The following is a 14,554-nucleotide window of genomic DNA, read 5'->3' as shown; positions in this document are numbered from 1 at the left end:
AATTGTTGAAAAATATCGGCTTTTATTGGAAAAAGATTGAGGATATAATTAAAATATAATAAAAAACAAACTATAGGTTTTATTGTTGTATCAAACATATATTTTATTATGATATATTAAGATACATAAATTTCGCTATAAATATAGAAAAGATCGACTTTTTAAAGAAAATGTTTTCAATTCATAACATTATTTAAAAGTATAAAAACAACTGAGGGAGGTGGGTATATGAGAGAGCGTGTTATTCTTGAATGCTTAAGAAACAGTGGTGACTATCTAAGACTAGATTATTTTGCAGATAAGCTAGGGGTATCTACTAGAACTATTAGAAATGAAATTAAGAATATAGAAAGTGTAGAAGAACGCAATGGTTTTAAATTAGAATACAAGACTAGACTAGGATATATTTTAAATCTTAAAGACCAAGAAAAGTTCGAAAATTACCTAAAAAACTTACCCTCATATTCAATTGAAAATCCAGAACAACGGATAGAATCTATAATAGTAGAACTATTAGTAAATGAAGGTTACAAAACTATAGATCAGCTAAGCAAAAAATTCTTAGTAAGTTCATCTCAAATTAAAAATGATTTAAAAAAAGTAGATGAAAAGCTAAGAGATACAGAATTGAAGTTAGAGCGTAAGGCTCATTATGGAATTAAGATAGAAGGTACTGTTAAATCAATTCAAAAAATATTAGTAGAAAGTTATTTTAAAGAAAATAGAAATATAACGGAATATAGAGATAAATTTATAGATGATTTCAAATTAGATGATATTAGAAGCACAATAAAAAATGTACTTAATAAGCATGATTTGGAAGCAAACCTAACGGAACTTGAAGAAATATTAGCTCAAATTGTTACTTTATATATAAGGGTCAATTTGAGAGTATTAGAAAATATTAATGAATTAAAGTTAGATACAGAAGATTTAATAATAAATGATTTACTAGATAAAATTTTTAAAGACAAAAAATATTATCTTACTTATGAGGAAAATGATTACTTAAAGCAACTTATAAAGCTAAGGACTAAAGATAAAAAAGCTACCATAATGAATGCTGACAAAAGTAAACTTCAAGATATAATATACGAATTTTTTAAAGGTGTAGATAAAAAATATAATACTAGTTTTTTAGAAGATAAAGAATTCTTTAATTTACTTTATTTACATATCGCGTCTTTAATAGAACGTGTAAAAAGGAATCATAACACAAAAAATCCTTTTTCGGTGAAGATAAGTCAGCAATATCCAACAGTTTTTAATTTAGCTATTCAACTTTCCAAAGTTATAGAAAGTGAATACAAGATAAAGATAAGTCAAGAGGAAATAGGTTTTATAGCCACTCATATAGCTGTACCATTTGAGAAAAGAGAAGAAGCTAGTTTTAATCAAAAATATAAAATAGCAGTAATATGTTCATCAGGCGGGGGAAGTGCATTTTTAATAAAATTAAGATTAAGAGAAATTTTTCCAAATGCTGAAATAAAAAACTTTTCTTTATTAGATGAAGAAGAAGTAGTATGTTTTGAGCCAGATTTGATTTTTTCAATAACAAATCCACAATTTAAAACAAATGCTCCAGTTATACTTATAAATGAAATTTTAGATGAATTAGATTATCTAAATATTAAAGAAAGTGTACGATTTGCAGACCATATAGGAAGTTTGTCAAATCCTAAGAAATATATATTAAGCCTATTTAATAAAAATCATTTTAGATGTATAAAAGAAAAAATTGACTATAAAGATATTCTTGATAATATGTCACAGTGTATAGTTGATGAAGGTGCTTGTTCTCCAAGTTACCCACAAGATGTATGGGAAAGAGAAAGTTACTTAAGTACCATTTATACCAATGGTGTATCAATACCTCACCCAATTGAAATGACAGGTAATAAAAATATAATATCAGTAGCTTTGATACACTCAGATATTACCCATGAAAATAGAAAACCAAAAATTATTTTTATGATTTCACTAATAAAGGGAAATCTAGAGCTTCACAAACAAATATCTAAATACTTAACTAAGATTATGGCAGATAAGGATATAGTAGATATGCTAAATAGATCACAATCTTATGAAGAGTTTATGTATAAATTAAAAATCTACATAGGGGGTTAGATATGAATATAGATTTTTTTAAGAAATTATCAGAAGCAGATGGGATAGCCTCTAATGAGGGAGAAGTTAGAGAAGTTTTACTAGAAGAATTGAAAGATTATAGTGATGAAATAGTATGTGATGGATTAGGGAGTATAATTTTTTCTAAGAAAAAAAATGAAAAAGTGCCAAATGTAATGATTTGTGCTCATATGGATGAAGTTGGGTTTATGGTAAGAAGTATAGATAAGCTTGGTATGATTCATTTAATAACAATAGGAGGAGTAAAACCTCTTGCACAATTCACACAAAAAGTTAGAATCACTACAAGTGAAGGGAAGAAAATCCCTGCTATCATAAATGGGACATATAATGATGGTAAAGTTGAGAAAGTATATGCAGATGTTGGAGCATATACAGCAGAAGAAGTATACAATTTAGGTATTCAAGTTGGGGACATGGTAACATACACTACTGATTTTGAAGAATTTACTTTAGAAAATAGATTAGTAGGTAAGGCTTTTGATGATAGAATTGGATGCTTTGTAATGGGAGAGGTCTTAAAAAGACTAGAGAAAAAAGATATAAATTGTAATGTTCATTTTGCAGCTACAAGTAGTGAAGAAGTTGGTATAAGAGGTGCAAAAACAGCAACTCAGTTAATAAACCCTGATGTAGTATTTGTAATAGATGTAGCATGTGCTAAAAATGAATTTTTAAGAGATCATACAAATCAAAAACAAATAGATAAAGGCATAATGCTAATGCATAGAGATAGAACCTTAGTTCCAAATAGAAAAATGATAAATTACATAATAGAAACTGCTGATAAAAACAATATATCTCTTCAACATGATATGTTTGAATCAGGTGGAACTGATGGTGGAGAGGCACATCTTATAAATGAAGGTAAACCTTGTGCAGTAACTTGTGTCCCAGTTAGATATGGACATTGTGCATTTTCTATAGTAAGTAATAAAGACTTAGAAGCTATTATAGAGTTGTATACTCAGTTAATTTTAAATTTTGATGAAGAAAGATATAAAAATATAAAGAATTTTATTTAAAAGGAGAATAAAAAAATGTCAACAGAAATGCAAATAATGGAGCTTATATCAACAGCAGGTGACAGTAAAGCAAAAGCTTTCGAAGCTTTAAAAAAGGTTAAGGAAAAGGATTTCGAGGGAGCAAGAGCATTAATAAATGAAGCTCGTAAAATAGATATTGAGGCTCACAGAATACAAACAGAATTAATAACTCAAGATCTAAATGAAGATGTTGAAAGTCCAGCAATGAGTCTTTTAATGGTTCATGCTCAAGATCACTATATGACTTCTCAATTAGCAAAAGATTTAATAGAAGCTTTAATAGAAGTTTTTGATAAGTAGTAGATAAACAAATTAATTATACAAATACTCCTTTAGAAAGATTAAACTTTCTAAAGGAAAATAAAAAATATAAATTTTAGGAGGAATTGTTATGAAAATATTATTATGTTGTGCAGGTGGATTCTCTACAAATATGTTAATGCAAAATATGAAGAAGGTAGTAAAAGAAAGTGCTAAACTTGATGAAAACGATTTCGAATTTACAGCGATACCAGCAGATTCAATAGAAAGTCAAGTTGATGAGTGGGATATAGTACTTATAGGACCTCAAATATCTCATAAGTTAGACTTCTTAAAAGGAATATTAGATCCAAAAAATAAACCTTATGCAGTAATAGATAAAGATGTTTATGGAAAAATGGATGGAGCTACAGTTATGAAGTTAGCTTTAGTAACTTATAAAAAACATCAATTAGCTCAAGGATAATAAAAATAGTATAGGGAAAAGGGGATTAAATATGTTTGCTAAGTTTGAAGCGTTTATGAATCGAGTATTTATGCCTTTAGCTCACAAGGTTGACAATCAACGTCACCTTGGGGCTATAAAAGCTGGTATGGTTGCTATGACGCCATTCACAATACTGGGGAGTATATTTGCAATACTTCCAGCACTTCCAAATATGCTTGGAAAAAGCAATCCAATAAGTCAATTTATATTAAAAAATGCAGCAGTATTAGATTTACCAGTAAGTCTTTCTATAGGATTAATAGGATTATATGCCTGTATGTGTATTGCCTTTAACTTAGGTAATTATTATAAATTATATATACCAGGTTGTGTTACACTTGCAACTTTCTCATTTTTATTCTTAGTAGCAACTTTTACACCAGATGGTGCATTAGAATTAGGAAACCTAGGTGCTAAAGGTCTATTTACAGGTATGATAGCAGGTCTTGGATCTGTAGAGTTATATAACTTCTGTAAGAAAAAGAATATTACAATAAGAATGCCAGAAGGAGTACCAGATTTTGTATCTAAATCTTTTGAATTAATACCAACTACTATTATAGTTTGTGGTACTTTCATAGCAGCTCGTTTTATTTCATTAGCTGTATTTGGAGAATTACCTCCACAAATACTTACTCAATTCCTATCTCCGTTAGTAGGAAGTATGGATAATCCATGGGCAGTTCTTGCACTTAACTTTGCTATATGTACTATATTCTTCTTTGGTATACACTCATCAGTATTTAAGCCTTTAACAGGACCTATAATGGTTACATTTATAGCTGAAAATATAGCAGCAATGCAAGCAGGAGAAGCAATACCTCACTTCTTTACAGGAGGGGTTTCAAGTGCATTCTTCGGATTTACAGGTTGTGGTATTAGTATAGGATGTGTAGTAGCTTGTATGTTATCTAAAAACCAAACTTATAAGAAGATAGGACGTGTATCATTATTCCCAGCATTATTTGGAATAAATGAACCAATATTATTTGGTGCTCCAATAATATTAAACCCAATAATGTTTATACCACATGTATTTGGTGGAGCTATAATAGGTACATTGCCAATGTTTCTTATGCACTGGGGATGGCTAGCAAAACCAGTATTTGACCCTCCATATGTAGGAGTATTCTTAGAAGGATTCTTAACTAATGGAGATTGGCGTTCTATAGTAGTTAATGCTTTACAATTAGTACTAGCAGTTGCGCTATATTGGCCATTCTTCAAGATAATGGAACGTCAACAAGAAGCTAAGGAACAAGAAGAAGCTAAAAATGCAGCTAAGAATATATTCTCTAAAGAAGACGAAGATTTATTAGGAGATTTAGAATTAGATTTCTAATATTTTATTATGGATAATAGAGTAAAAAAAATAATAGATTTAATTGAAGAAAGAGGCGTTGACGCTCTTTTAATTAAAGGAAAAAATAATAAAAGATATATAGGAGCATTAACCGGTAGCGGTGTTTATGTGCTTATCACAAAAGAAAAAAAATATCAAATTCTAGATGGTAGATATACTGATGAAGCAGATAAGAAAACATCTGGATTTATAAAAAGGGTTGTATCTCAGGGATCTTATATAGAAAATATAATTGAATTGTTAGAAGAAATGAATATAAAAAATATAGCAATAGAAAGCCAAACTATGAGTATACAAGAGTATATTTTATTAGATAAGGCAGGTTTTAATATTAACTTAATAACTAACGAATTAGGTAAAGTAAGAGCTGTAAAATCTAAAGAGGAAATTGAGCTTATTAAAAAAGCTTGTGAGATTACAGATGAAGTATTTAGTGAGGTCATATCTGAAATAAAAGAAGGTATGACTGAACTAGAAGTTTCAGCCCTACTTCAATATCATGCACTTAAAAAGGGTGCAAGTGGCATGTCATTTGAACCAATAGTAGTATCTGGTGAAAGGGGAGCAATGCCACACGGAAGACCTACAACTAAAAAATTAAAGAAAAATGAAGCTATAACAATAGATTTTGGTGTTGTTTACCAAGGATATCAATCTGATATGACTCGTACAATATCTATAGGTAAGCCACCTAAAATTATTCAAGAAATATATGATGTAGTTTTAAAAGCACAACTATCGGCAATAGAGTCAATTAAAGAAGGCATGAAAGCTAGTGATATTGATAAAATTGCTAGACAAATTATAGAGAATCATGGATTTGGTGATTATTTTAACCACGGATTAGGTCATGGAATAGGTCTTGGTGATGGAGAAGTGCCAACACTAAACCCAAGAAGTGATGATATTCTAACAGAAGGTATGGTAATGTCCTGTGAGCCAGGTATTTATATTCCAGATGTAGGGGGAGTTAGAATAGAAGATGATATTGTCATAATTGATGGGAAAGGTATTTCACTTAATAAGACATCTAAGGACTTTATAATATTAGGAGAGTAAAGCTATGAAATATAATTTTGACAAAGTGTTAAATCGTAAAGAAGGTAATTGTAGAAAATGGAGCAATAGTGTAATTCAAGAAAAATTCGGATTAGATGAAGATGCAATTCCTATGGATTTAGCTGATATTGATTTTGAGTGTGCTCCAGCTATAAAAGAAGCTATTACAAAAAGAGCATTTGTGGGAGATTATAGTTATACCTTTATAGGAGATGACTTCTATGAAGCCGTGATAAATTGGAACAAAAGAAGATTTGATTTTCATATAGAAAAAGAGTGGATAAAATTAACTTTCGGAACAGTTTCAACTCTTCATTATATAGTTCAAGCGTATACTAAAGAAGGAGAAGGAGTATTAATAAATACACCTGCTTATGATCCTTTTGCAGAAGCTGTAGTAAATAACAGTAGAAAGTTATATTGTAGCCTATTAAAGCTAGAAAATAATAGATATTATCTTGACTTTGAAGATATGGAAAATCAAATGAAGTCTGGTGATATAAAAGTATTTATATTCTGCAGTCCACAGAATCCATCAGGCCGTATATGGACAAAAGAAGAACTATATCAAGTGTCAGAATTATGCTTGAAGTATAATGTACTTTTAGTAAGTGATGAAATTCATAGAGACGTAGTATTTAAAGGACATACATTTATATCTTTATGGAATGCTCATCCAGAAATTTATAAAAATAGTATAATATGTGCATCTCCTAACAAAGGATTTAACTTAGGTGGGCTAAAAACATCTTATGTAGTAATAAGAGATGCTAAGGTTAGAGAAACTTTATTGGAAAGACTAAAAAGTAACTCAATAACTTCTCCAAATGTATTTGCTATTCCAGCCATTGTTGCAGCATACAACGAAAGTGAAGAATGGTTAGATGAGATGAGAGATTATGTAGAAAGTAATTTCGAAATAGTTTATGACTTCTTTGAGAAATATATGCCAAAAGCAAAAGTTATGAAGTCTGACTCTTCTTTCTTAGCATGGATAGATGTAAGAGAAGTATTTAAGGATGAAGAAGAGTCTAAAGAATTCTTTAGAAGTGCAAATTTAACTATGGTAGTTGGAAGTTATTTTGTAAAAGATGGAGAAGGATTTATTCGTCTTAATATAGGATGCCCTAAAGAAACATTAAATGAAGCTCTAAATAGAATAAAAGAAACTTATATAAGTATGTATTGTCAAAAAGCTTAAATCAATTTTAAGGCATAAAAGGTAAGTCCCATATATATTGAATTTTAATCGATATATATGGGATTTATTTTTATTTAGGAGCTATGATGACAAGTCAAATTTTATTTGAGGAAAATGGGAATTAATCTTATCGAATATTTAAATATGAAAAAGATAGCAGGGGCAAAACCACTGTCAATGGATATAGACAAATCAATAAATAGTATTTCTTTATATTTAAGATTTGAAAATTGTGGCTACCTTATAAGGGTATTTAAAAAGTTAGAGGGAATAACGCCAAAAGAATTTAGATATATATAACTAGTCTTATTGAAAAATAGGACTTTTTTTATGGGAAAAATAGCAAAGAACAAAAAATTACATTTTTTTAATAAAAATAGACTAAAATTTTACATAGAAAAACAAGATATTAAGATGTATTTGATAAGAAAAAAAGTTAAAATTATAACAAGGAAAACGAAAACATTAAATTGGGGTAGGATACAAAATTTAATCCCAAAATATTTTATGCTTTTTATAAATAAAAAATAATGTATACAAATTGGAGGAATATAAAATGGGCAGAATGTATGATTATTTAGTACCAAGTGTCAACTTTATGGGACCAGGATGTTTAAAAGTTATTGGCGAAAGGGCTAAAATGTTAGGCGGGAAAAAGGTTTTAATAGTTACAGATAAATTCTTAAGAAACCAAGAAAATGGAGCAGTTGAACAAACTATAAAATATTTAACAGAAGCAGGTCTTGAAGTTGTTATATACGATGGAACTGAACCAAATCCAAAAGATACAAATGTAGCTGATGGTTTAAAAGTTTTCAAAGATAAAAACTGTGATATGATAATTACAGTAGGTGGAGGTTCTTCTCATGACTGTGGTAAAGGTATAGGTATAGCTGCAACTCATGAAGGTGATTTATATGAATATGCAGGTATAGAAACTTTAACTAATGCACTACCACCAATATTAGCAGTAAACACAACAGCAGGAACTGGAAGTGAAGTTACTAGACACTGTGTTATAACTAATACAAAGACAAAAGTAAAATATGTTATAGTAAGTTGGAGAAACTTACCATTAGTATCTTTTAATGATCCAGAATTAATGGTTGGAAAACCAGCAGGACTTACTGCAGCTACAGGAATGGATGCTTTAACTCATGCAGTAGAAGCATATGTTTCTAAAGATGCTAACCCTGTAACAGATGCTTCTGCCATACAATCAATAAAATTAATATCTAATAACTTAAGACAAGCAGTTGCTATGGGTGAGAATTTAGAAGCTAGAACAAATATGGCTTATGCATCATTATTAGCTGGTATGGCATTTAATAATGCTAACTTAGGTTATGTTCATGCTATGGCTCACCAATTAGGTGGATTATATGATATGCCACATGGTGTTGCTAATGCAATGTTATTACCTCATGTTTGTAAGTATAATATAATATCTAATCCACAAAAATTCGCTGATATAGCTGAATTTATGGGAGAAAACATAGATGGTTTATCAGTTCATGAAGCAGCTGAAAAAGCAATAGATGCAATGTTTAGATTATCTAAAGATATAGGTATACCAACTTCACTAAAAGAAATGGGAATAAAAGAAGAAGATTTTGAATATATGGCTGAAATGGCTCTTAAAGATGGAAATGCATTTAGTAATCCTAGAAAAGGTAACAAACAAGATATAATAAATATATTTAAAGCAGCATATTAATAAAAACATCTCATACTATTTAAAATATCATATCAAAAAGGGAATGTTAATTAACAATATAAAAGTTGGGACAAGTATTTATTTACGATACTTGTTTCAACTTTTTTATTTTAAAAATTTCGTAAATACTTTATTAGAGCTTTTCAAGCATACTTACTATTACAAATCTATAAAACAAAATGAAATAAAAAGTTCTTCATAATTAAACTAGAAAAAGAAAGTAATTTAATAAAATCGACAATATTAATAATGATTAATAAAAATGAATACTCAATACCTAAAAATATATTTAAAATATTAGAAACTTATATTTTACTATAAAGTGTGTATTTTAGCTAAAACTTATTACCTGTTCGTATAATATTTGAAATTAACAAATTGAAAGAATCAACCAAAATGATATAATTATCTTTAAAGTGGAGGTAATAGAGATTATGAAGAAAATTATTATAGTAGAAGATGAAGAAAAAATTAGAATGGAGCTAAAAAACTTCTTATTAAAATATAAATATGACGTTGTATGCTTAACAAAATTTGAAAATATTATAGAAGATATTTTAAAGTTGAATGGACATCTAATCTTATTAGATATAAATTTACCTATATATGATGGGTATTATATTTGTAGAGAAATAAGGAAAAAATCTGATATACCTATAATTGTAGTAACGAGTAAAGATACAGAAATGGATGAGCTTATGAGTATGAATTTAGGAGCAGATGATTTTATAACAAAGCCGTATAATACTCAAATTTTATTAGCACGAATAAATTCTATTTTAAAAAGAACATATAAAGAATCTAATACAGATATACTTTTATATAAAGAATTGGCATTGGATTTATCTAAAGATATTGCTATATTTGAAAATCAAGAAGTAGACTTAACTAAAAATGAATTTAGAATACTAAATTGTTTAATGAAAAATAAGGGGAAGATAGTATCAAGAGGAGATTTAATGGATTATTTATGGGACTTAGATTTATTTATAGATGATAATACTCTAACTGTTAATATAAATAGGCTTAGAAAGAAATTAAGTGAAATTGGATGTAGTGGATATATAGAAACTAAAAGGGGGAGAGGCTATATAATGCCGTAACTATGAATGTAAAAGATTATTTAAAAGATAGAAACTTAGCTATATTATTAAATTTTATATTTTTTGCTTTTGTAATTTTTATACTAAAAGCATCTCAAGTTGAAAGAATAACAATAATTTTTACAACAATGCTTTGGATAGTTTTAAGTAGCATAGAAATTTTTTATGGATATTTTAAAAAGAAAAGTTACTACGATCAAGTAATAAATTCCTTAAATGAACTAGACAAAAAGTATTTACTACCAGTAGTTATAAAAAGACCATCTTTTTGCGAAGGAAGAATTTTATATGATGTACTTAGCATTACAGATAAATCTATGAATGAAGAAGTCAATAAATATAAATTTAATCAAGAAGAATACAGAGAGTACCTTGATTTGTGGGTTCATGAAATAAAAACTCCAATAGCAGCTAGTAAGTTAGTTATAGAAAATAATAAAAATGAACATACATTAAGTATTTTAGAAGAAATAGAAAAAGTAGAAGGTTTTATAGAACAAGCTCTTTATTATTCAAAATCTAATGAAATAGAAATAGATTACATAATAAAAGAAACAGATTTAAGAAAGTGTATAAATAACACTATTAAAAGAAATAAAAACTTAATTAGGGAAAAGAAGATTTGTATAGATATACAAGATTTTAGAGAAATAGTTTATTGTGATGCAAAATGGATGGAGTTTATACTAAATCAAATTATAGTAAATTCTATAAAATACATAGGAGATAAAACTATAAATAAAAAGTTAGAAAAAGAACTTCCAAAGATATCTATATACACAAAGCTTAAAGACAATAGTCTAGAATTGTATATAAAAGACAATGGAATTGGAATTGATAAGAAGGATTTAAAAAAAGTTTTTAACAAAGGTTTTACAGGTATTAATGGAAGAAAACTAAAAAAATCAACAGGAATGGGACTTTATATATCAAAACGATTAGCAGAAAAGATGTATTTAGGATTAGATATATACTCTGTTGTTAATAAAGAAACTACTGTAAAAATAACTTTTCCAAAAAGTAATATGATTCAAATATAAAAAATTCGCTTTGTTCATGTTGCCAACGACCTTGAAAAACAGGTCCGTTACTCAAGTTTATATGTTGGAAATTATATTTATCCACAAATCAGGATTAAATATAATTTCCTAAGAAGTAAATAAACTTACATTTTCGTAAGATAGTCGTAAGGTTATCTTATTAATTAAATCCTCTAAAGATTATAAAATAAAGTTATAAATTAAAAAATATGGAGGAGATAAAATGAGTACAGTTCTTAAAGTTAAAAATATAGAAAAATATTATGGGAATAAGAAGAATTTAACAAAAGCTATTAACAATATTTCGTTTGAAGTTGATAAGGGTGAGTTTATAGGGATTATGGGACCTAGTGGAAGTGGTAAAACTACACTTTTAAATTGTATAGCAACAATAGATAAGGTAACTACTGGAAACATACAAATTGAAGATAAAGATATAACAACTTTATCAAGAAAAAATATAGAAAAGTTTAGAAGAGAACACTTAGGATTTATATTTCAAGAGTTTAATTTACTAGATACTTTAACTGTATATGAAAATATATCTTTAGCATTATCTATACTAGGAGTAAAGGGATCAGAAATAGATAAAAGAGTAAAAAGTGTATCAAGTAGACTTGGAATATCAGAGATATTAAGTAAATTTCCATACGAAATATCAGGAGGACAAAAGCAAAGAGTAGCTTGTGCAAGAGCTATAATAAATGAGCCGTCTTTGATTCTTGCAGATGAACCAACAGGGTCTCTAGATTCAAAATCAGCAAGAGTTTTACTTGAAAATTTATCTGACCTAAATGAAAGTATGAATTCTACAATAATGATGGTAACTCATGATGCTTTTACAGCTAGTTATTGTAAAAGAATTTTATTTATAAAAGATGGAAAAATCTTTAATGAGTTAGTAAGAGGAAATGATGATAGAAAAGAATTTTTCAAAAGAATTATAGAAGTTGTTACTCTTTTAGGAGGTGACAATAACAATGTTATTTAAGCTTTCCAAAAGAAATGTTCAAAGAAGTATGAAAGATTATAGTATTTACTTTTTTACACTTGTTCTAGGAGTTTGTATATTTTATATATTCAACTCAGTAGAAGCTCAAACAGCTATGATGGATATGACAGAAAATCAAAAAAAGCTAATGGAAGTTACAACTATGATAATTTCAATAGTATCAGTTTTTGTGTCTTTCATATTAGGTTTTTTAATAATATATGCAAATAACTTTATAATTAAAAAAAGAAATAGAGAATTTGGTATATATATGACACTAGGTATTAGTAGAAGTAAAATTGCTTTTATGCTATTTTATGAAACTATAATAGTTGGGGTTATGTCTTTAGCAGTAGGACTATTTGTAGGTGTATTTTTATCTCAAGGACTAGCTTCAGTTACTGCAAAATTATTTTCACTGGATATGAAAAAATATCAATTTATATTTTCAAAGGAAGCTTGTATAAAAACAATAATATATTTTAGTATAATGTTTTTTATAACTATGATTCTAAATTTTGTAGTAGTTTCAAGATATAAACTTATAAATTTAATAAATAGTCAAAGAAAAAATGAAAAGTTAAAAGGCACAAATTTAATATTATCTGTAGCACTATTTATAATATCTATAGTTTGTTTAGGATTTGCATATAAATTAATTTTAGAAAATGCTCTTGTAGACATAACAGATAATAATTTTAAACTATCTATACTTTTAGGGGTTGTAGGAACAGTATTATTTTTTAGATCTTTGGCAGGATTTTTAATAAAATTAGTTCAAAATGATAAAAACTTATATCTAAAAAATCTTAACACTTTCACTTTAAGACAATTAAACAGTAAAATTAATACAAACTATATATCAATGAGTATTATATGTTTAATGTTATTTATATCAATTGGGATGTATTCTTCAGCAATAGGACTAAAAAATGCCATGGAAAAATCAGCAGAGTCTCAAACCCCATATGATGCAACTTTTATAGAAACGTACAATCCTCAAGAAAAAACAAACTATAACAATGAAAAATTAAGTGAAATACTTAAAAAGTTAGATTTAAATGTAAATGATTATTCAAAAGAATATTTAGATTATAATTTTTACAAATCTCCTATAAAGTTTATTAAAATGTTTGAAAATACTTCAGATGATTTTTTATCTAAGCAATTAAAAGTTACGATGGATCATAATATTCCTATTATAAAACTATCAGATTATAATAAGCTAAATAAAATGGCAGGTAAAAAACCAATAAATTTAAAAGATAAAGAAGTACTTTTTGTTACAAATTCATCTACTATGGAGAACCCAATAAAAGATTATATAAAAAATAATAAAAGTATAAAAATAGGAAATGATGAATTTAAAATAAATGAAAACTATCAAAATCAATCTTTAGAAAATGATTTAACAAAAGATAATTTTATAACATTTGTAGTTGAAGATAAATACGCAGATAAATATGATATAAGTCAAAAGTGTTTAAGTTTTAATTATGTAGGAGATAAAAAAGATACAGAAAATAATCTAACTAAAAATCTTGAAAAAAGTAAAAATAAACAAATTCAATATCAAAAAGACAATGGTTCAATCTTAATATTTATAAGTAAACAAATGGTTTTAGAAATTAATATGTCTAATGCAGCTATGTTTTTATACATTGGTTTATATATAGGGATAATATTCTTAATATCTAGTGCAGCAGTACTTGCACTTAACCAATTATCAGGAGCAACAGAAAGTTTAGGAAGATATGAAATACTTAAAAAACTTGGAGTAAGCTCAAAAATGATAAACAAATCAATTTTTATACAAGTATTTATATATTTCTCACTTCCAATAGCCTTAGCCTTAGTTCATAGTTATTTTGGAATAAAGGTAGCAAATAACGTAATTAAAATATTTGGAGACTATGATACAGTAGGAACTAATGTGGTTGCAGTAGTGAGTATATGTGTAATTTATGCTATATACTTCTTTGGAACATGTAAAGGATATAGGAGAATTGTAAATAAGTAATTAAAGTATGTACTATTGAAAGAACATAGATAGTCAATATTGCATATGATTCTTAATGATTGTATCAACCATTGAATAAAAATAACTCATCCTATAATTGAAAGTTTAAGTTATC

13 protein-coding genes are annotated in these 14,554 nt (G+C 27.4%); all 13 read left to right on the top strand.

Annotation, left to right across the window (positions count from 1 at the left end; all coding sequences use genetic code 11):
• Positions 1-228 precede the first annotated feature (228 nt).
• The 13 genes from ABHC41_RS04865 (at position 229) to ABHC41_RS04805 (ending at position 14,439) form a co-directional block, all read left to right on the top strand.
• Positions 229-2,130, top strand: coding sequence for a PRD domain-containing protein (locus tag ABHC41_RS04865; RefSeq protein WP_271893234.1), 1,902 nt, complete (start codon positions 229-231; stop codon positions 2,128-2,130).
• Between the two features lie 2 nt (positions 2,131-2,132).
• The gene (ypdE, locus tag ABHC41_RS04860; protein WP_271893232.1) at positions 2,133-3,176 is read left to right on the top strand and encodes an aminopeptidase; all 1,044 of its coding nucleotides are present in this window, start codon (positions 2,133-2,135) and stop codon (positions 3,174-3,176) included.
• A 15-nt stretch (positions 3,177-3,191) separates the two neighbouring features.
• Positions 3,192-3,497 carry a PTS lactose/cellobiose transporter subunit IIA gene (locus ABHC41_RS04855; protein WP_092922744.1) on the top strand — a complete coding sequence of 102 codons (306 nt, stop codon included), beginning with the start codon at positions 3,192-3,194 and terminating at the stop codon, positions 3,495-3,497.
• Positions 3,498-3,588: 91 nt separating this feature from the next.
• Positions 3,589-3,924, top strand: coding sequence for a PTS sugar transporter subunit IIB (locus tag ABHC41_RS04850; RefSeq protein WP_092922747.1), 336 nt, complete (start codon positions 3,589-3,591; stop codon positions 3,922-3,924).
• Positions 3,925-3,955: 31 nt separating this feature from the next.
• Entirely contained in the window at positions 3,956-5,287 is a 1,332-nt protein-coding gene (locus tag ABHC41_RS04845) for a PTS transporter subunit EIIC (RefSeq protein WP_092922750.1), read from the top strand.
• 9 nt (positions 5,288-5,296) lie between these two features.
• A complete protein-coding gene (locus ABHC41_RS04840; RefSeq protein WP_271893228.1) occupies positions 5,297-6,367 on the top strand; it encodes a Xaa-Pro peptidase family protein in 1,071 nt (356 codons plus the stop codon).
• Between the two features lie 4 nt (positions 6,368-6,371).
• Positions 6,372-7,568 carry a MalY/PatB family protein gene (locus tag ABHC41_RS04835; protein WP_271893226.1) on the top strand — a complete coding sequence of 399 codons (1,197 nt, stop codon included), beginning with the start codon at positions 6,372-6,374 and terminating at the stop codon, positions 7,566-7,568.
• A 114-nt stretch (positions 7,569-7,682) separates the two neighbouring features.
• Positions 7,683-7,868, top strand: a complete 186-nt coding sequence (locus ABHC41_RS04830; RefSeq protein ID WP_092922759.1) for a helix-turn-helix domain-containing protein — start codon at positions 7,683-7,685, stop codon at positions 7,866-7,868.
• Between the two features lie 256 nt (positions 7,869-8,124).
• Positions 8,125-9,285, top strand: a complete 1,161-nt coding sequence (locus tag ABHC41_RS04825) for an iron-containing alcohol dehydrogenase (RefSeq protein ID WP_092922765.1) — start codon at positions 8,125-8,127, stop codon at positions 9,283-9,285.
• A gap of 434 nt (positions 9,286-9,719) precedes the next feature.
• Positions 9,720-10,388 (top strand): response regulator transcription factor, encoded by a 669-nt coding sequence (locus ABHC41_RS04820; RefSeq protein ID WP_092922768.1) that lies wholly within the window; start codon positions 9,720-9,722, stop codon positions 10,386-10,388.
• Positions 10,389-10,390: 2 nt separating this feature from the next.
• Positions 10,391-11,428, top strand: a complete 1,038-nt coding sequence (locus ABHC41_RS04815) for an ATP-binding protein (RefSeq protein ID WP_271893223.1) — start codon at positions 10,391-10,393, stop codon at positions 11,426-11,428.
• 223 nt (positions 11,429-11,651) lie between these two features.
• The gene (locus tag ABHC41_RS04810; RefSeq protein ID WP_092922774.1) at positions 11,652-12,419 is read left to right on the top strand and encodes an ABC transporter ATP-binding protein; all 768 of its coding nucleotides are present in this window, start codon (positions 11,652-11,654) and stop codon (positions 12,417-12,419) included.
• On the top strand, positions 12,409-14,439 hold the full coding sequence (locus ABHC41_RS04805) for an ABC transporter permease (protein WP_271893220.1): 2,031 nt from the start codon (positions 12,409-12,411) through the stop codon (positions 14,437-14,439). Before ABHC41_RS04810 ends, ABHC41_RS04805 begins: the two co-directional genes overlap by 11 nt.
• The last annotated feature ends 115 nt before the right edge of the window (positions 14,440-14,554 follow it).

The sequence above is a fragment of the Romboutsia sp. 1001216sp1 genome (assembly GCF_039841805.1).
GTDB lineage: Bacteria > Bacillota > Clostridia > Peptostreptococcales > Peptostreptococcaceae > Romboutsia_C > Romboutsia_C hominis.
Note: the sequence above shows the minus strand (reverse complement) of the source record. Positions and strands in the feature narration are given on the sequence as shown.